Genomic DNA, 18515 nt, shown 5'->3' with positions numbered 1-18515 from the left:
CAATAACTATTTGTACTATATTTTACTGAATCTTCTTTCATTTTGCAAATGACATTTGTTGAAAAAACATAAGATCTTTTTAAATTGTTTTTTTGTCTAATTCGTGAACATCACAAGGAACTTATATAGAAAGACTTTTCCTTCAAAGAAAATTCAAGTACAATAGAGATTGTTTAGGTTAGTTTCAGCTCGTCCATGTTGAGCGAAAAAAGCAAATGTACGGTTATACATAAGGGAGGTTACAAAATGAATCGTAATCCGCTTATTCCATTTGCATTAATCATTGTGTTTGGAATTGGACTAATGGTTGCATTTTCTTTCATCGGACTGGATAATATGAAAGAGATGGCTGAAGAAAAAGAGGGGGGCGGACAAAAAACGGAAGACGTCGCTAATGCAAAGCCGGAGGATATATTCAAGCAAAGCTGTGCAAGCTGCCACGGTCAAAACTTTGAAGGCGGAGCAGGTCCTTCATTAAAAGGTGTTGGCGACAAATTGTCTGTTGATGAAATTAAAGAAATAATTAAAAACGGCCGCGGTGCGATGCCTGGCGGGCTAGTACCTGAAGAAAAGCTTGATGAAATGGCCGAATGGGTTTCTAAAATTAAATAATAAAAAACATATTGGTTGAAAAGTCTTCCTTTTGGGGGACTTTTTTCGTATTTTCATGTTTACCAAATTGGAATAAAGGGTGAAATAAATTGAACAGTGTCCAACTTTCAAAAAGACTGTCGGCTGTGGCAGAATTTGTTCCGAATAATCAGGTGACAGCAGATATTGGATCAGATCATGCATATTTGCCATGTTATTTAGTGCTTGCCAAAAAAACAGTGAAAGCGATTGCCGGTGAAATCAATGAAGGCCCTTTTCAAGCGGCAAAAAAGCAAGTGGAAAAAAACGGGCTCCAGCATGTAATTTCCGTTCGGAAAGGGGACGGATTGTCCGTATTACAAAAGGATGAGGCAACATGCATCACGATCGCTGGCATGGGCGGCTCGCTTATTAAAACGATTTTGGAGGAAGGAAAAGAGAAGCTCGGGAAGGTTGAACGGCTTGTACTTCAGCCGAATATTCATGCAATTGAAGTTCGAAAATGGCTGATTGACAATGGTTGGGAGCTCGAAGGAGAAACAATTCTAGAAGAGAGCGGAAAAATATATGAGGTGCTGTCCGCTAAGCGTGGAAATGCAATGAAACCGTACGAAGCTTTGCCATTTGAAGCAGCTTTGTTAATGGGTCCATTTTTGTTAAAAGAAAAGAACAACGTTTTTTTAAAAAAATGGAGACACGAGCTTTCTCATCGGAAGGACATTCTACGGCAGCTGGAGCAATCCAATGGAAATGAACAGCTTATGCAAAAAAAAGAAGAAATAAAAAAGGTGATCGAGATCATTGAGGAGGTCATAAAATAAATGAAGAAAATCGCTAACGGCCAACATATTATTCAATTATTTGAACGGTTTTCTCCAAAGCATTATGCATTGGAAGGAGACAAGATCGGGCTGCAAATCGGCACATTAAACAAGCCTGTCCGAAAAATTATGGTCGCTCTGGATGTTTTGGAGGAAGTCGTTGATGAAGCAATCAATCAAAAGGCTGATTTAATTATCGCTCATCATCCTCCCATTTTTCATCCTTTAAAGCATATTAGAACAGATGATCCGGCAGGACGTATTATAGAAAAATGCATCAAGCATGAAATTGCCGTTTATGCGGCCCATACAAATTTGGATGTGGCTCCAGGCGGAGTGAATGATCTTTTGGCCGACCGCTTACAACTGGTGAATCAAAAAATACTTGTCCCAACTTATCAAGACCCATTAAAAAAGCTTGCTGTATTTGTACCAAAAGACTATGAGGGGGACGTTCGGGAGGCGCTTGGCAAAGCGGGTGCTGGATTTATCGGCAACTACAGTTATTGCACTTTTTCCTCGGCAGGAACAGGAACATTTTTACCTTTGGAAAATGCAAATCCCTTTATCGGAGATACTGGAAAGCTTGAAATGGTTGAAGAAGTCAAAATTGAAACGATCTTCCCGCAGTCAATCCAAAAGAAAGTCATTCAAGCGATGTTGAAGGCTCATCCTTATGAAGAAGTTGCTTATGACATCTATCCATTAGAAAACGAAGGGAAACAGCTTGGATTAGGGAAAATAGGAGAGCTTGAAAAAGAAATGACATTGAAGGAATTTGCAGAGCATGTTAAGAAAGCTTTAGAAGTGGAAAAAGTAAGAGTAGTCGGGGATTTACAGGCAACTATAAAAAAAGTAGCCGTTTTAGGCGGAGACGGAAATAAATACATTTATCAGGCAAAAATGAGAGGCGCAGATGTTTATGTAACTGGTGATGTATATTACCACACAGCTCACGATGCTATGATGATCGGCTTACATGTAGTTGATCCAGGCCACAACATTGAAAAGGTGATGAAAGCGGGAGTGGCGGAAAAACTAACAAAGCTGTGTGCTGAAGAAAATCTGGAAGTAGAAATTATTCCTTCCCTTGTTCCTACAGATCCGTTCAAGTTTCTATAATTAAATGGGGGATCAGTCCTTTTTAGCGGACCGATCCCCTTTAAGCATTAAAAAGGTTTTGTCTATGATTTTTTGACTTTTACCTTTGGCAATATTTTTTCAAGAGGGACATTTGAAGTTAAATCCCATGTTTCTGGATTTTCTGGATCATAATTCTCCAAAAATCGAATGACCTCTTTGACAATCGGCGTTGGGGTTGATGCACCGGCTGTAACGGCAACTTTTTTAACGCCTTTAAGCCATTCCAGTTTGATTTCACTTACATTCGCCACACGATAAGCTTTCGTGCCCGCAATCTCTTCAGATACTTGCGCAAGCCGGTTTGAATTGTTGCTGCGCGGATCGCCGACGACAATGGTTAAATCAGCTTCTTTTGCCTGTTCGGCCACAGCTTCCTGGCGAACTTGTGTTGCGAGGCAAATTTCTTTATGAAACTCGACATGCGGATATTTTTCCTTCACTTTTTCCATTATATCAGCTACGTCCCATTGGCTCATTGTCGTTTGGTTCGTAACAATGATTTTGTCGTTGGAAATATCGAGCTCTTCAACATCGTTGACAGTCTCGACTAAATGAACGATATCCGGCGCTACACCAACTGCTCCTTCCGGTTCTGGATGCCCTTTTTTTCCAATATAAATGACGTCATACCCTTCTTCTTTTTTTTGTTTAATAAGTTCATGGGTTTTTGTGACGTCAGGGCATGTAGCATCGATCGTGACAAGCCCTTTTTCCTTCGCTATTTTGCGCACTTCTGGCGAAACGCCGTGAGCAGTGAAAATAACGGTTCCTTTATCAACTTTTTTCAAAATCTCAAGTCGATTTTTTCCGTCTAACGTAATAATCCCTTCTTTTTCAAAAGCATCTGTTACATGTTTATTATGAACGATCATTCCTAAAATATAGATCGGTCTAGGCAGTGATTTATCCATTGCTGCATTTTTGGCTATCACCATTGCATCAACAACACCATAGCAGTATCCTCGAGGGGAAATTTTAATAACCTCCATGTTTTTTCCTCCTGATATTTAGTAAAGGAAAATAAAAAAGCCGTCAAGCGGCTTGACTATCTAACATCATTATACCTAACATGGAGGAAGAAAACAAAACACAATTAAATATAAAGCTTAGGTTTTGATTCGCCCGACGTATTTTCATCTGAAGGGCTGTCATCGGCTGTCTGTTCCTTCAATCTTTTAGAAGACGAATTTTCTTTTATATCATCTTCTTCGCTACTGTCTGTATCAGCATTTTTTAATTCTCTATAAATTTTGAACATTGCCGGGAGATTACGGATTAGAGGACCGTATTGCTGAACCATCGGTGTGACTTGCTGAGCGACACCGAGAACTTTTTGGACATTCGTCAACATGTTTGAAAGATTGGCAGGGTTTGTTAAACTTTGAACAGCACCGCTTGACGGTATACTTCCTGCATGCATTGTGCTCGATGGAAGAAAACGCGAAAAAAGCGATTGTAATCCTCCCCTAGGCGGAATCGGCCATTGCTGAACAGGTGGCTGCCCCCAAAAAGGATGGTAGCCTCCGCCAAAAAAAGGGCGGATCAATGGCTGCTGCCGGAAGGGAGGAAAAGCTCGATAAGGATGCATAAACTTTTCCCCTTTCTTTTCCTGTTTTACCTACATTAAACTATGCGGCGTTTTAGGAAAATGTTTTATTAAAATTGGAGTTTTTCCATTATATTGTTTATAATCAAAAAATGGGTTGATTGATTATGAAGGAGTTGTTTTGCAATGGCAGCTGACTTTAAAGATTTTCCATTTCAAGATTTTATTATAGATGCCGTTCAGTCGTTAGGTTTTAAAGAACCGACTGAAATTCAAGCACAAATGATCCCAATCATATTAAGAGGAGCAAGTGCCATCGGCCAATCACAAACAGGTACAGGCAAAACACATGCTTATTTGCTACCGTTAATCAACAGCATTTGCGGAGAGGAAAAGCGTGTTCAAGTTGTTGTTTTAGCACCTACGAGAGAGCTTGCGACTCAAATTTACGAAGAAACGTTAAAAATCATAAAATTTGCCCCGCCAGAAAAAGAATTACATGCAAAACTTTTTATTGGCGGTACAGATAAAATGCGGGCGATCGAAAAGCTAAAAACTCAGCCCCATCTTGTGATCGGAACACCTGGCAGAATTCTTGATCTTGTCAAGGAAGGGGCGCTAGATTTATATTCGACCAAAAGCATAGTTGTGGATGAAGCCGATTTAATGCTAGATTTAGGCTTTATTTATGAGGTCGACCAAATAGCTAGCCGCATGAAAAAAGAACTGCAAATGCTTGTGTTTTCTGCCACCATTCCTGAAAAATTAAAGCCTTTTTTAAAAAAATATATGGAAAATCCTGAGTATGTTCATGTATCTCCAAAACAAGTACATGCCAAAAACATCACGCATGTTCTTGTTCCGCTGAGGCATCGAAACAAAATAGATCTTTTATACAATATGGTAGTTTCCTTAAACCCTTATTTAGCGTTAATTTTTGTGAATACAAAAGCGAATGCCCAAGATGTGGCATACGGTCTTGCCGAAAAGGGATTAAAGGTTGGGCAAATCCACGGCGGTCTTACCCCGCGTGAACGAAAAAAAGAAATGCGTCAAATAAAGGATCTTGCCTATCAAGTTGTAGTAGCTACTGATTTAGCTGCAAGAGGAATTGATATTGAAGGTGTTTCCCATGTAATCAATGCCGAGCTGCCGACTGATTTAGATTTTTATATTCACCGAACCGGAAGAACGGCTCGGGCTGGCTTTTCAGGATTTGCCTATACAATCTATGAAGACGATGATGAACAAATGCTGCAAAAGCTTGAAAAAATGGGGATAATCTTTGAAAATCGAGATATTGAAAACGGAATATGGAAAACGCTCGATGACCGAAATCGCAGACAAAAAAGAAAAAAACAACCAATGGAAACAAACGCGTTTATCGGAATCATCAAAAAGCCAAAATCGGTAAAACCAGGATACAAAAAAAAGATGAAAAAACAAATCGAAAAGCTAAAGAAAAAGCAAGCAAGAAAAAATAAATAAAAGGTTGTAAGGAGAGGAAAAACATGTTAAAAATTGGCTCGCATGTATCGATGAGCGGCAAGAAAATGTTGCTTGCGGCAAGTGAAGAGGCAGTTTCATACGGCGCTAATACGTTTATGATTTATACAGGAGCCCCGCAAAACACGAGAAGAAAAAAAATTGAAGATTTAAATATCGAAGCAGGTTTGGCGCATATGAAAGAGCATGGCATCGAAGAAATTGTCGTCCACGCACCATATATTATTAACATTGGCAATACAACAAATTTAGCGACCTTCCAGCTTGGCGTTGATTTTTTAAAATCGGAAATTGAACGCACGGAAGCAATCGGTGCAAAACAAATCGTGCTCCATCCGGGAGCTCACGTTGGAGCCGGTGCAGAAGCCGGAATCAAAAAAATTATTGAAGGTTTAAATGAAGTGCTGGAGAGGGGGCAAAAAGTGCAAATCGCCCTTGAAACGATGGCCGGCAAAGGTTCAGAATGCGGAAGAACGTTTGAGGAGCTTGCGATGATCATTGATGGTGTTACCTACAATGAACATTTGTCCGTTTGTTTCGACACTTGCCATACTCATGATGCCGGTTATGATATTGTCAATGATTTTGATGGGGTTTTAAATCAATTTGATAAAATCATCGGCATCGACCGTTTAAAAGTTGTTCATATAAACGACAGCAAAAATCCGCGCGGGGCCCAAAAAGACCGTCATGAAAATATCGGATTCGGCCATATAGGATTTAAAGCAATCAATTATATCGTCCACCATCCGCAATTAAAAGACTTGCCAAAAATTTTAGAAACTCCGTATGTCGGTGACGACAAAAAAAATAAAAAGCCGCCTTATAAATTTGAAATTGACATGCTGAAGAACAAGACGTTTGATGAAAATGTTTTGGAAAAAATTGCAAATCAATAAAAAAAGGACAAGCTCCCTTTTTTAGGGAACTTGCCTTTTTTATTTCCAATTGCCATTGAAGAATTGCAAAAATAATTGATTTGCTTTTTTGGCTGTTTCCGGCGAAGTGATTTTGGCAATTTGTTTTAACAAAGCAATTCTTTCTTCTTCATGAAACACGTTGATTTTTTTTCCCTGTACGAGTTGAAGCAGCTGTTTTGCTTCGTTAATCGAAATGGATATATCATATTGCTTTGCATATGACACAAGTTCTTCAGGTTTTAAACTGTTAATTTTTTGTTGAATAATTTTTTCAAATAAAATCAAAGATCTCGCCTCCCCTCTTATTCGTATGAACAGAGGGGGAGATAGTTGCCTTTTTTTAAAAAAAATGGGTGGAGAAAATCACATAAATATCGTCTCAGCAAAATTTTTATAATACAATATGATTAAAAAAAACTAGGAGGAGAAGATGAGTAAAAAACATCATAAAAAAGAAAGCTTAAGACACATCATTTATCGATTGTTAATGATTGTGATCGGAGCTGTTCTGGCAGCCGTAAGCATCAAGCTGTTTTTAGTCCCAAATCATATGATTGATGGCGGTATCATCGGTATTTCGCTTATTTTAGACCACATATTTTCGAATCATATTAAAATCATCAATTTCGCTACATTAGTTATTGTGTTAAACCTTCCTTTTATGTATTCCGGTTATAAGCAGATTGGGAAGACATTTATGTTTTCGTCCATATTTGGCATCATTTGTTTGGCCATTGCGGAAAGGCTGGCCCATGATTTTGAGGCCTTTACTACAGAGCCTTTGCTAGCCACTGTATTTGGTGGTTTTTTGCTCGGTGCAGGAGTGGGACTTGTCATCCGACACGGAGGATCTCTGGACGGGACAGAAATTTTAGGAATTCTTTTAACGAAAAAAATTCCCTTTTCCGTTGGTGAAATCGTGATGTTTTTGAATATTTTCATTTTTGGAAGCGCAGCGTTTGTCTTCGGGATTGAGCAAGCCATGTATTCCATCTTTACATATTATATTGCCTTTAAAACAATTGATGCGGTTGTTCAAGGTCTTGATGAAACAAAGGCCGCCATCATTATATCTGATCATTACGATGAAGTGTCTGATGCCATATTGTCACGCTTAGGACGCGGAACGACAAAATTAAAGGGAAAAGGCGGATACACGGATACGGAAAAAGACGTCATTTATGCAGTTGTTACAAGGCTTGAAGTGGCAAAATTAAAATCGATTGTACATGAGATTGACCCTAACGCGTTTATTACCATTATGAATACACAAGAAACGAAGGGCGGAAAATTTAAATCTGCCATCCATTAATCAACACATTGAAGTAGAGGGAGAACACATTTTTCTTTACAAATGTGCTCTTCTCCTGTATACTTTAATGACAAAAATAAATCGTAATGATTCCTAATAAAATAGGTGAGAAGCATGGGGGAAAAAATAGTAGAAGTAAAGAACCTTTTTTTTCAATATGAGAGAAAATATGTGCTCGAAAATATCAATATTTCCATTGAAAAAGGAGCATTTTTAGGTTTAGTTGGGCCGAACGGCTCCGGAAAATCGACATTATTGAAATGTCTGCTCGGGCTTTTAAAGCCTCAGAAAGGGACGATTCATTTATTTGGTGAAGATATTCATCAATTTAACGATTGGCATAAAATTGGCTACGTTTCTCAAAAGGCAAACAGCTTTAACTCTTCGTTCCCAGCTACTGTTTTTGAAGTAGTAGCGAGCGGCTTGACTCCCAAACTCGGTTTGTTTAAAAAAATGAAAAAAGCTGATCGGGAAAAGGTAATGGAAGCGATCCGGGCAGTTGGAATGGAAAAGGCAGTTCACCAAAATATTGGTGAGCTTTCAGGAGGACAGCAGCAACGGGTATTTATTGCTCGCGCACTTGTCAGTGAACCTAAATTATTGATTTTAGATGAACCAACTGTAGGTGTAGATAGTCAGACAGTCAATCATTTTTATCAGCTTTTGCATCATTTGAATAAAGAATTGGAAATCACACTAATACTTGTTACCCATGATATTGGAGCTATTACAGATAAAGTTACGCATGTTGCTTGCTTGAACAAACAACTTTATTTCCATGGAAATAAAGACGAATTTGAACGCCTGAAAGAAACGGAATTGACCTCATTGTACGGGCATCCAGTTCAGTTAATAACACATGATCATGAGTAGATGGAGGAAATGAAGATGTTTAGCAGTATTTTACAATTTGAGTTTTTGCAAAATGCATTTCTTTCAGGTATTTTAATCGGTTTTATCGCACCTCTTTTAGGTGTTTTTGTGGTGGTCAGACGATTATCACTAATTGCAGATGCACTGAGTCATGTGACCTTGGCTGGAATTGCGGGCGGTCTTTTTTTATCTTCAAAAATATCCTTCTTTTCTTCATTGAATCCAATTTATGTCGGAATGGGTTTTTCTGTTTTAGGCTCACTTGTGATTGAAAAGCTGCGAGCTTTTTATAAATTTTATGCGGAATTGGCCATTCCGATAATTATGTCGGCTGGAATCGGTTTTAGCGTTGTATTTATCTCTTTGGCAGACGGGTTTAATACAGATCTTTTTAATTACTTATTTGGAAGTGTTAGTGCGGTTTCTAGGACGGATTTATATATTATTACTGGTGTTGCAGCATTGGTTATTTTATTGATCGTATTGTTTTATAAGGAATTGTTTTTACTGTCGTTTGATGAAGAATATGCATCTGCATTAGGTCTGCCGGCAAAAGGTTTGCATCTTTTGTTTATTTTAACAGTTGCTTTAGTGATAAGCGTTTCCATGAGAGTTGTTGGAATTTTGTTAGTTTCCTCGCTTATGACCCTTCCTGTTGCTGCAAGTATTAGAATAGCAACCGGTTTTAAAAAGACAATTTTTCTTTCCGTTATAATAGGAGAAGCTTCCGTTTTAATCGGTTTAGTATTATCTTATTATTTAGATATTGCTCCGGGAGGAACAATTGTCATTTTAGAGGTATTGGCTTTGATTTTTTCCATTATTTTGTCAAAAGCTAGGAGGGGCAAAATATGAATGTCGAACAAGCTTTACAATATTTAAAAGAAAAGGGATATAAATATACATCCAAAAGGAAAGAAATGCTTCAACTAATTGCCGATTCTGATAAATATTTGACAGCTAAAGATGTTTTGGAAAAAATGAATAAGCGCTATCCCGGTTTAAGTTTTGATACGATTTACCGGAATTTATCATTGTTTGCAGAGTTGGGTATATTGGAAACGACAGAGCTTTCAGGTGAAAAGCACTTTCGCTTTCATTGTGACTTAGGACATCATCACCACCATTTTATTTGTATGGAATGCGGAAAAACGAAAGAGATCGAATCATGCCCAATGAATACGATAGAGGAGTATTTGGACGGATATAAAATTAATGGACATAAATTTGAAATTTATGGGTTATGCCCGAATTGCCATGAACAAACCTTGTGAAATTTGATCACAAGGTTTGTTTTTTTATGGGAATTCGTGATAAGAAGGGATGAACTCGAGTTTTGTCATTTCTTAAAAAAAGAATAAAATTTCACAAATAGTAAAAAAATAAAGGATCAACATATTGCTTCCCGTCCTCTGATCCAACATTAGATCCTATTTGAAAACATTTCCATAATAATGGGAATTGATTTGCTTATACTATAAATGCTCCTATCTTTTGAAAGCGAGGGATATGGCAATGGCAAACAAAAATTTCCCACATGCCGGCAAATCAACTGAAATAAATGCCATTCAGGAAAACCGAAATTTTGAAAACCGGAATAATGAAAACCGAGATTATCTAGAAGAAACTGCAGCAGAAGCTGGAGCAGTTGAATCTAGAAATACAAATGAAACATATAATTATAATAATGACGCCGATGAAGCTGGCGGCCGCAATTTAGGATGGCTGGCGCTGGCACTATCGATAATTTCTTTATTTGTTTTGCCCGTTTTATTAGGAGCAGCGGGTATCATTATTGGGTTTATCGCCCGTCGTCGCGGTGCGGAAAATCTGGGAGCATGGGCGATCGGAATAGGTATCGTTTCCTTGCTGCTTGGAATTTTCGTATTGCCGTTTTTTTAACAAAAACAAAAAGCTTGGGGCATCCGCTCCAAGCTTTAAACTTTTTCCTTTTCTTGTTTTTTGAAATATTCTTCAGCGATTAAATCCACTTCTTTTTTTAATTCTTCGACCATTGTTTCTTCCGGAACTTTCCGAACAATTTTTCCTTTTCTAAAAAGCAATCCTTCGCCTCGTGCACCAGCAATTCCAATATCGGCTTCTCTCGCTTCGCCTGGACCGTTTACTGCGCATCCTAAAACAGCTACTTTGATTGGCGCACGAATTTTTGAAATATATTCTTCGACTTCATTCGCGATTTTAATGAGATCTATTTCAATTCTTCCGCATGTAGGGCATGAAATAAGTGTTGCTGCATTGGCAGCCAGGCCGAATGATTTCAGCAATTCCCGGGCAACCTTCACCTCTTCGACGGGATCAGCGCTTAATGATATACGCAAAGTATTGCCGATGCCTTTGCTTAAAATGGCTCCAAGGCCGGCAGCGCTTTTGATTGTTCCCGCAAACAAAGTGCCAGATTCGGTAATCCCTAAATGGAGCGGATAATCAAACGCTTTTGCAGCTTTTTCATATGCTTCGATTGAAAGCCGTACATCAGACGCTTTTAAAGAAACGATAATATCGTGAAAATCAAGGTCTTCTAAAATTTTTATGTGATGCAATGCACTTTCAACCATTCCGTCAGCAGTAGGATAGCCGTACTTTTCTAAAATCCTTTTTTCAAGTGAACCGGCGTTTACTCCAATTCTGATTGGAATGTTTCTTTCTTTCGCAGCCTTCACAACGGCTTCTACTTTTTCCCTTCGCCCGATGTTCCCCGGGTTAATCCGTATTTTATCTGCTCCGCCTTCAATCGCTTTTAAAGCGAGCCGGTAATCGAAATGTATATCGACAACTAGAGGAATGTTAATGCGTTTTTTGATTTCTGGAATTGCATTTGCAGCCCGTTCATCAGGACAAGCAACACGAACGATTTGACAACCTGCTTCTTCCAGTCTGTGAATTTCTTTTACTGTGGCTTCAACATCATGCGTTTTCGTTGTGGTCATGCTTTGAATGACTACTTCATTATTTCCGCCAATTTGAATGTTGCCTACTTTGACTGGACGTGTTTTCGTACGATGTGTGATTTCGCCCACGTTTATCGCTCCTTAAATATAAATACGTTTGATGGAACATTTGCCATCCTATGATATTGTACCAATCATAGCCAAGCAATGACAAGAATTAAAAACTTTAACTAATTGTTATATAAGGGGAATTTGTATGTTTTTCCTGCTTGTATACTGTACACATCTTCATTTGAATTTAATTCCCCAAAATCTTTAATAATCTCTTCAATGCTTGCTGGAACAGGCTTATTGTGTATTTTTTCAACAATGGAAAGAACCGTATCTCCTTCCTTCACTTTTACCTCCATAAATTGTTCTTCAGCATGCTGTTCATTTTGTATGGAAGATACAGGTAATGTACCGTTTTTTAAATCATAATAAATAACAAAACTGAAAAAGATAACTAGTAAAGCGGAAAATAAACGTTTCATCTCTATGTTCCCCCGTTTTGTTCTTTATTAACATATATGTTTTTTTATGTACAAACATACCAATTATGTCTTTGCTGGCATACACAAGTGAAAAGTTAGCAAGTTCGGAGGACCTGGGGAGAAATCAACATCTCTTTTCTCGCTTGAGACAAGCTGCTGAAGCTGTTGCAAAGCGAGTTCGCTGCTTTTTTCGATCTTTCTTCCTTCTCGAATGGAAAATTTATACAGATTAAAGCTTTCAGGCAATGCGGGCTCAAATTTATGAATTCAGATCCTTTCCAGCTATTCTTTCCGAAAATATGTTCAAGCTGAAGCCAGTGCCTGAATTAATGCGAGAGGGAAGCTCAGTTAAACCTAAAGGGTAGAAGAGGCTGCTTTACGATCGAAGAGCATTTTGAAAACGTCCAAGATATTCTTCGGTTTAACGCATTCCCTGCTGTCAACAATGAATTCATGCATCAATTCGAAATTCGAGTAAACGAAGGGAGATAAATATGAGAGAGCATATCATCATTATGTTATTAGGGATGCTTCCGTTTATGATGGTGCTAGGGAATTCGATGCTGATCCCGATATTGCCGGAATTTGGACAAGCGCTTGAAATTACAGCTGCACAGACGAGCTTTATTTTAAGCATATTTAATATACCTGCAGCGATCATCATCCCAATCGTAGGTTTCCTTTCCGACCGTTACGGCCGAAAAACATTTATTTTATGGTCGCTTTTATTGTTGATCATAGGGGGGGCTATCTGTTTTTTCAGCGGTTTTGTCAACAAATCTATTGCTTTTTGGACATTGTTAGCTGGACGTTTGGTGCAAGGGCTTGGCACAGGAGGAATATCGTCTCTAGCCATGTCATTAGCAGGAGACATGTTTACGGGCGAAAAACGGGATCGAGCTCTTGCCGTTTTAGAAGTGTTCAACGGAACTGCAAAAGTAGCCGCTCCCATTTTAGGGGCTTTGTTAGCCCTTGTAGCATGGTATTTTCCATTCATTCTTTTCCCTATTATTGGAACTCTCTTGCTTTTTTTCATTCTTTTTTTTATAAAGACTTCTCCATCAGGCGAGGAAAAAATATCGCTTCACGAATATGTGCAAAGAATAGCTGATGTGTTAAAGGTGCAAAAAGTGCGATTGTTATCTCTTTACCTGTATGGCGGTACAAGTATGTTTTTGCTTTTTGGGCTGCTGTATTATTTAGCCTATTTAATTGAAGAGTTATATCATATCGATGGATTCTTTAAAGGATTTGTATACTCTTTTCCGTTAGGCGCATTATCTATATCGTCTTATTGGACAGGAAAGCGATTGGACTATGTAAAAAACCGTTTTCTTTTTTTATTGGTAGGGATGTTCATGACGTTTTTATCATTTTTCAGCTTTTTGATTTTTCAACAATTTTCGCTATTTTTGTTTTTTATCACTATTTCATTTGGCGGCTTAGGTTTTGTGCTGCCGGTTATTAATTCGTTGATTATATCAAGTGTTGATGATGCAGAAAGAGGGATTGTAGTTAGCTTATACGGGATGGCGCGTTTTTTAGGGGTTGCGCTCGGACCGGTTGTTTTTAGCTTGTGGATTGGCAATGAACAGTTGTTGTTTAAGCTTTTATTTTTTATGTTGGCACTCGTTCAATGTATAATCTTATTTGTATTTAAGAGAGAGTGGAAAATATTATATATTAAAATGTGGAGGAATTTACAATAAAAATAAAAAATCATTAAATTCCCTTAATATTCTTTTGGCATAATGCTGTTAAGCTTATAAAGGGGGAAATAACAATAGTGAAGAAGAAGAGAAAGAACATGTCGATGGGAGAGCGAATACCTCTATCTGTGAGATTGATTTTGTTTGCGCTCATACTTCTTATTAGTTCGATAACTGTTGTCGGTTATACTGCCTACAAAAAAGCGAGTGAAACAACTTTTAATTTGATAGAGGATCGATTAAAAAGGGAAGTATACATGACAGAGATTGCTGCCAGTAATCTAATGTATGCTTATGTAAATAGCTCTGATGACTTTTTCGAAAGATTTGATAAAGAAGTTGTTCAAAGGCAATCCTCGCAGCTGATTCAGGACGGTTTGAACGCTGACTTTTTTTTCGTACAAAATGAAAAGGCCACACCATTTTCGGTTAGTAATAAAACAAAAATTCAAATATCAGCTGCAATTGTAAAGGAAATAACGAAAAAAAATGAAGGAATTATTCATAAATCCATCAATGGACAAGATTATACGTTGGCTTTTAAAGAGATGCAGGAACTGAAAGGGATTTTTTTGCTCGTCGTTCCGACAGAAAGCTTTATAAAGCCTGTGCATGAACTAGCTTACAATACAATCTGGATTGGAATAATCAGCGTCCTTTTTATGATGGGAATTTTGTTTTTAGCTGTCAGAAGTATGACAAAACCGTTGACGATTTTGAGGGAAAAAATGAGAAAAATGCGTGAAGGAGATATTCAGCTTGATTTAAACATAAATACAAATCTTCCAGAAATCCTTTCGCTCATCAAAAGCTTTAAGCAATTGGCAGGCTATTTGGGGATGATGATTCAAAGGATTAATACCACAACAGAAAATTTGTTTTCGACAGGCCGGAAGCTTAAACACTCTTCTGATGACGTATTAACATTACATACGAATCTTGTTGAAGCGATTGAAATGGTGAAAAACGGTGCGCAGCAAACAGCTTCAAGCTCTGAAGAAAGCGCAAAAGTATTTCATTCCATGAAAAATACAGTTCAAACTGTGCTGGAGAGAATAGAGCGCCTTTTCTCAAGCGCACAAGGCATGAACCGATCAGCCAACACGGGAGAACAAAATATGAGACAGATGATCGAATCGTTAAATCGCTTTGAAAAAGAATGCAAAACTATGTCTAAAACGATCCAAAGTGTTCGGGATCATTCGACGGCGATTGAAAAGGTTGTGGAAATGATATATGCAATATCTGAGAAAACAAAGCTATTGTCATTAAATGCAACAATTGAAGCAGCAAGAGCTGGAGAAGAAGGCAAAGGATTTGCTATCGTTGCTGAGGAAGTCCGAAAATTAGCTGAACAGTCATCCAAAGCGACGGAAGACATAGCACAGTCTGTAAAAATGATGGATGATATTTCTCAGAGCGCTTATCAGCAGTTTAAGCTAATTTTGGAGCTTGTACAAAACCATTTAGAAGTTGCAGGTAAATCGCGGCTTTCATTTGATCAACTGGTAGATGAGATTGGAAAAGTGAATGAAATATTGTCTGAAACAAGACACAGCTTACATACTTTAGATGATTGGCTGCCTAAAATGGAGCAATCTGCTGAAAATTTTTTATCAGTCTCTCAAGAAACGTTTGCCAGTGCAGAGCAAATGCAGTCTGTGGCAAAAGTACAGATGGAACAAATTCGCGAAACCCATGCTATTGGACTAACTTTAATGGAACTGTCCGAATCTCTAAAGTCCACTACAAACAAATTTCAGTTTAAATCATAGTGTTAATAACCCCCTTAAGGCAGAGTTGGAAATTCTGCCTTAAGGGGGTTTTCTATGCAGCTTTTATTGGCTGTTTCGGGCTCGGGATTTCTTTTAATACAAGATATAAAACAGTTATATGTACAAACCAGTTTATATAAAGAGCAAAGGATATATCGATGAGAAAAAAGTTCATAATGGCAAAAAACACGGTTGCAAGCGTGACGCTGTAGGCTGAAATAGTCCAAAGCTGTTTAAAATTTAATCTTTTTCCCATCCTTTTTTTAAACAACAGCCCGACAATAGCTAAAAACGTAATTTCCACAAATTTAGAAGTGGCTGACATCACAAATAGTGTGATAGATATCACGGGAATGATAATCGGAGCAACTTCAGACAGCTGTTTGATGGCAGCTGTCAAATCCTCTTTTGTTATCTCTGTTTCCTGAAAAAAGTTATACTCGAGCTGCTGCATTGTGCCATTGGAAACGAAAACAAATTCATTCGATAAGATGCCGATGACGTTTTCCTGCCATTTCAAGTCATCCCTTGTGAAAGTTCCTTTTGGGTCAAAAATAATTGTATATTGATCATGCTTTGCTTTCACAACCGCATTTTCCTCGGATTTTAAAGTTCCGTTATGAATGGTGAATTCAGGGATTTTTTCATTTATCGTTTGGTCAAGCCCGTTTATAGCATTTACAATAGCTAAGTTTAAATATATGCAATTGGGCAGGGCGGCAAGAAAGGCCAATAAAAATCCATAAAGAATGGGTTTGCCGATTTTTTGAAATCTAGTAAGAGCGATCGTTTTTGGAGAGTATATGCTTTTAAAAAGGAGGACAAATAAATTCATTGATCGAAACACTTCCTTTTATAACATTTCTATTTGATTGTACCAATGAAACAAAAATAATGAAAATAAGTTATATAGGCGATTCGGCAATAAGAATAACAATTGTGAACAAAATGTAAAATTTTTTTGTTAAATTTAAAATATAAAAGTAACATGTGTGGGAGGAACATGTTAAAAATTAATTTTGTTTGCGGGGCATATCGGCTTCATCCATTATTATAGATAGAAGCTGCAGGAGCCTGCACCGATTGCAAAATAAAAAATTTGATTTGAAGGAATTTGGTAATGGGAAATGTAAACGTTTCTTTTTCAAAAATGATTGAACCGTTAATATATTTGGAAAAATAAGGAGGTGAAACGAGTGGATGTAGATGTTCAAAAAATATTATTTGAATTTCTTGGCGGGATTGGAATTTTTTTATTTGCGATTAAAAGTATGGGAGAAGGTATGCAAAAATTCTCCGGAGATAAATTACGAGATATTTTGGATAAGTTTACGACAAACCCTATTATGGGTATTTTTGCTGGAATGTTTGTGACAATGTTAATTCAATCGAGCAGCGGTACAACTGTTTTAACGGTTGGTCTCGTTTCTGCCGGCTTCATGAGCTTAAAGCAAGCAATAGGCGTGATCATGGGAGCAAATATCGGAACGACTGTTACGGCATTTATTATCGGATTCGATATCGAAGCTTATGCCTTGCCAATTTTATTTATAGGTTCTGTTCTTTTATTTTTTTCTAAAAACAAAAAAATAAACAGCATCGGGCAGGTGATCTTTGGATTTGGCGCTTTGTTTTTTGGGCTTGAATTGATGGGAGACGGCATGAAGCCGTTAAGATCATTAGAAATTTTTCATGACTTGACTGTCAGCATAAGTGCAAATCCGCTGCTTGGCGTTGTAATTGGAACCGTTTTTACAATCATCGTTCAAAGTTCAAGTGCGACGATTGGGATTTTACAAATGATGTTTTCACAAGGGTTAATTGATCTCAACGCTGCGCTGCCTTTATTATTCGGTGATAATATCGGAACAACCATCACAGCAGTTTTGGCATCAATTGGAGCATCGATTGCTGCCAAACGGGCTGCTTTGACGCATGTAATGTTTAATTTAATCGGAACGGCAATTTTTCTAATTATTTTACCAATTTTCAAATATTTTATCGAATCATTGCAAGCTCATTTGTATTTAAATCCTGAAATGACCATTGCCTTTGCTCATGGAATATTTAATGTTGTCAATACGATCGTTCAAGCGCCGTTCATCGGTGCATTTGCACTGCTTGTCACAAAAGTTATACCTGGTGAAGATTTAGCGATAGAGTATAAAGCGAAGCATTTGGATCCAATTTTTATTGAACAGTCACCAACCATTGCTTTAGGGCAAGCGAAGGAAGAAGTGATTCGGATGGGTCAATATGCATCATTAGGGCTAGAGGAAACGAGACAATTTTTGATGACAAATCAGCAGAAGCACGCACAAATGGCGATGCAGCTTGAAGAGGCGATCAATAATTTAGATAGGAAAATAACAGATTATCTCGTATTGATTTCTGGAAAAGATATGTCGCAAAATGATTCACGCCGACATTCCATTTTAATGGATACTGTTCGAGATATTGAACGAATCGGCGACCATTTTGAAAATATAGTGGAGCTGATTGATTATAAAAATAATAATAAAGTCACCATTACTGAGCAGGCATTGGAAGATTTATTGGAAATGTTTGAAATTACCTTGCAAAATGTGAAGGATGCGATCGACGCTTTAGATGATAACGATGTTGTATTAGCAAAAAAAGTATTGAAATCTGAAGAAAAAATCGATAGAATGGAACGCACTTTACGCAAAAAACATATTATCCGCATTAATGAAGGGATTTGTACCGGACAAGGCGGAATAGTATATGTAGATATTATCAGCAACTTAGAACGAATTGGCGACCACTCGGTGAATATTGCGGAAGCTGTTTTAGGATACCGTCAATAATCGCTTCAAGTGGATTAAATTGTTCATTGATTTCTAATTTCTAGGAGGA

The 18515-nt window shown here is 37.7% G+C and carries 18 protein-coding genes and 1 pseudogene; 13 read left to right on the top strand and 6 right to left on the bottom strand.

Annotated features, from left to right (window positions below; all coding sequences use genetic code 11):
- Window positions 1-246 precede the first annotated feature (246 nt).
- The 3 genes from cccA to NSR00_RS07495 all read left to right on the top strand — a co-directional run bounded on the left by cccA (window position 247) and on the right by NSR00_RS07495 (window position 2534).
- A complete protein-coding gene (gene cccA, locus NSR00_RS07505; RefSeq protein WP_340787925.1) occupies window positions 247-612 on the top strand; it encodes a cytochrome c550 in 366 nt (121 codons plus the stop codon).
- 89 nt (window positions 613-701) lie between these two features.
- The gene (locus NSR00_RS07500; RefSeq protein ID WP_340787922.1) at window positions 702-1412 is read left to right on the top strand and encodes a tRNA (adenine(22)-N(1))-methyltransferase; all 711 of its coding nucleotides are present in this window, start codon (window positions 702-704) and stop codon (window positions 1410-1412) included.
- Window positions 1413-2534, top strand: coding sequence for a Nif3-like dinuclear metal center hexameric protein (locus NSR00_RS07495; RefSeq protein ID WP_340787920.1), 1122 nt, complete (start codon window positions 1413-1415; stop codon window positions 2532-2534). It begins immediately after the preceding gene.
- A 62-nt stretch (window positions 2535-2596) separates the two neighbouring features.
- Here NSR00_RS07495 and NSR00_RS07490 read toward each other — a convergent pair whose 3' ends face one another.
- The gene (locus NSR00_RS07490; RefSeq protein WP_327863377.1) at window positions 2597-3544 is read right to left on the bottom strand and encodes a 4-hydroxy-3-methylbut-2-enyl diphosphate reductase; all 948 of its coding nucleotides are present in this window, start codon (window positions 3542-3544) and stop codon (window positions 2597-2599) included.
- Window positions 3545-3770: 226 nt separating this feature from the next.
- A pseudogene (gene vrrA, locus NSR00_RS18060) lies at window positions 3771-3975 on the bottom strand (VrrA/YqfQ family protein); the annotation flags it as partial.
- Window positions 3976-4287: 312 nt separating this feature from the next.
- Between vrrA and NSR00_RS07480 the strand changes: the two are divergent.
- A complete protein-coding gene (locus tag NSR00_RS07480) occupies window positions 4288-5589 on the top strand; it encodes a DEAD/DEAH box helicase (RefSeq protein ID WP_340787917.1) in 1302 nt (433 codons plus the stop codon).
- Window positions 5590-5612: 23 nt separating this feature from the next.
- The gene (locus tag NSR00_RS07475; RefSeq protein ID WP_066247561.1) at window positions 5613-6506 is read left to right on the top strand and encodes a deoxyribonuclease IV; all 894 of its coding nucleotides are present in this window, start codon (window positions 5613-5615) and stop codon (window positions 6504-6506) included.
- Between the two features lie 39 nt (window positions 6507-6545).
- Here the strand turns inward: NSR00_RS07475 and NSR00_RS07470 are convergent, their stop codons facing one another.
- On the bottom strand, window positions 6546-6812 hold the full coding sequence (locus NSR00_RS07470; protein ID WP_063388062.1) for a DUF2624 domain-containing protein: 267 nt from the start codon (window positions 6810-6812) through the stop codon (window positions 6546-6548).
- 145 nt (window positions 6813-6957) lie between these two features.
- Here NSR00_RS07470 and NSR00_RS07465 point away from each other — a divergent pair, with 145 nt between their 5' ends.
- The 5 genes from NSR00_RS07465 (at window position 6958) to NSR00_RS07445 (ending at window position 10614) form a co-directional block, all read left to right on the top strand.
- The gene (locus tag NSR00_RS07465) at window positions 6958-7839 is read left to right on the top strand and encodes a YitT family protein (RefSeq protein ID WP_340787915.1); all 882 of its coding nucleotides are present in this window, start codon (window positions 6958-6960) and stop codon (window positions 7837-7839) included.
- Between the two features lie 114 nt (window positions 7840-7953).
- On the top strand, window positions 7954-8712 hold the full coding sequence (locus tag NSR00_RS07460) for a metal ABC transporter ATP-binding protein (protein WP_066247563.1): 759 nt from the start codon (window positions 7954-7956) through the stop codon (window positions 8710-8712).
- Between the two features lie 15 nt (window positions 8713-8727).
- Window positions 8728-9567 carry a metal ABC transporter permease gene (locus tag NSR00_RS07455; RefSeq protein WP_063388065.1) on the top strand — a complete coding sequence of 280 codons (840 nt, stop codon included), beginning with the start codon at window positions 8728-8730 and terminating at the stop codon, window positions 9565-9567.
- A complete protein-coding gene (locus NSR00_RS07450) occupies window positions 9564-9986 on the top strand; it encodes a Fur family transcriptional regulator (RefSeq protein ID WP_063388066.1) in 423 nt (140 codons plus the stop codon). Before NSR00_RS07455 ends, NSR00_RS07450 begins: the two co-directional genes overlap by 4 nt.
- Before the next feature lie 241 nt (window positions 9987-10227).
- Window positions 10228-10614 (top strand): DUF4190 domain-containing protein, encoded by a 387-nt coding sequence (locus tag NSR00_RS07445; protein WP_340787912.1) that lies wholly within the window; start codon window positions 10228-10230, stop codon window positions 10612-10614.
- Window positions 10615-10649: 35 nt separating this feature from the next.
- Here the strand turns inward: NSR00_RS07445 and ispG are convergent, their stop codons facing one another.
- Entirely contained in the window at window positions 10650-11756 is a 1107-nt protein-coding gene (ispG, locus tag NSR00_RS07440) for a flavodoxin-dependent (E)-4-hydroxy-3-methylbut-2-enyl-diphosphate synthase (protein ID WP_094246222.1), read from the bottom strand.
- 95 nt (window positions 11757-11851) lie between these two features.
- Entirely contained in the window at window positions 11852-12154 is a 303-nt protein-coding gene (locus NSR00_RS07435; RefSeq protein ID WP_063388069.1) for a hypothetical protein, read from the bottom strand.
- A 494-nt stretch (window positions 12155-12648) separates the two neighbouring features.
- Between NSR00_RS07435 and NSR00_RS07430 the strand changes: the two genes are divergently transcribed.
- Window positions 12649-13863, top strand: a complete 1215-nt coding sequence (locus NSR00_RS07430) for an MFS transporter (RefSeq protein WP_340787909.1) — start codon at window positions 12649-12651, stop codon at window positions 13861-13863.
- A 77-nt stretch (window positions 13864-13940) separates the two neighbouring features.
- Entirely contained in the window at window positions 13941-15638 is a 1698-nt protein-coding gene (locus NSR00_RS07425; protein ID WP_340787907.1) for a methyl-accepting chemotaxis protein, read from the top strand.
- A gap of 52 nt (window positions 15639-15690) precedes the next feature.
- On the opposite strand, the gene NSR00_RS07420 is transcribed toward NSR00_RS07425, so the two are convergent.
- Window positions 15691-16473, bottom strand: coding sequence for a DUF1189 domain-containing protein (locus tag NSR00_RS07420; protein WP_340787905.1), 783 nt, complete (start codon window positions 16471-16473; stop codon window positions 15691-15693).
- Between the two features lie 361 nt (window positions 16474-16834).
- Between NSR00_RS07420 and NSR00_RS07415 the strand changes: the two genes are divergently transcribed.
- The gene (locus NSR00_RS07415) at window positions 16835-18466 is read left to right on the top strand and encodes a Na/Pi cotransporter family protein (RefSeq protein WP_340787903.1); all 1632 of its coding nucleotides are present in this window, start codon (window positions 16835-16837) and stop codon (window positions 18464-18466) included.
- The last annotated feature ends 49 nt before the right edge of the window (window positions 18467-18515 follow it).

This window comes from Aeribacillus sp. FSL K6-8394 (assembly GCF_038008865.1).
In the GTDB taxonomy this organism is placed as follows: Bacteria; Bacillota; Bacilli; order Bacillales; family Aeribacillaceae; genus Aeribacillus; species Aeribacillus composti.
This window is presented reverse-complemented; position numbering and strand designations above follow the sequence as displayed.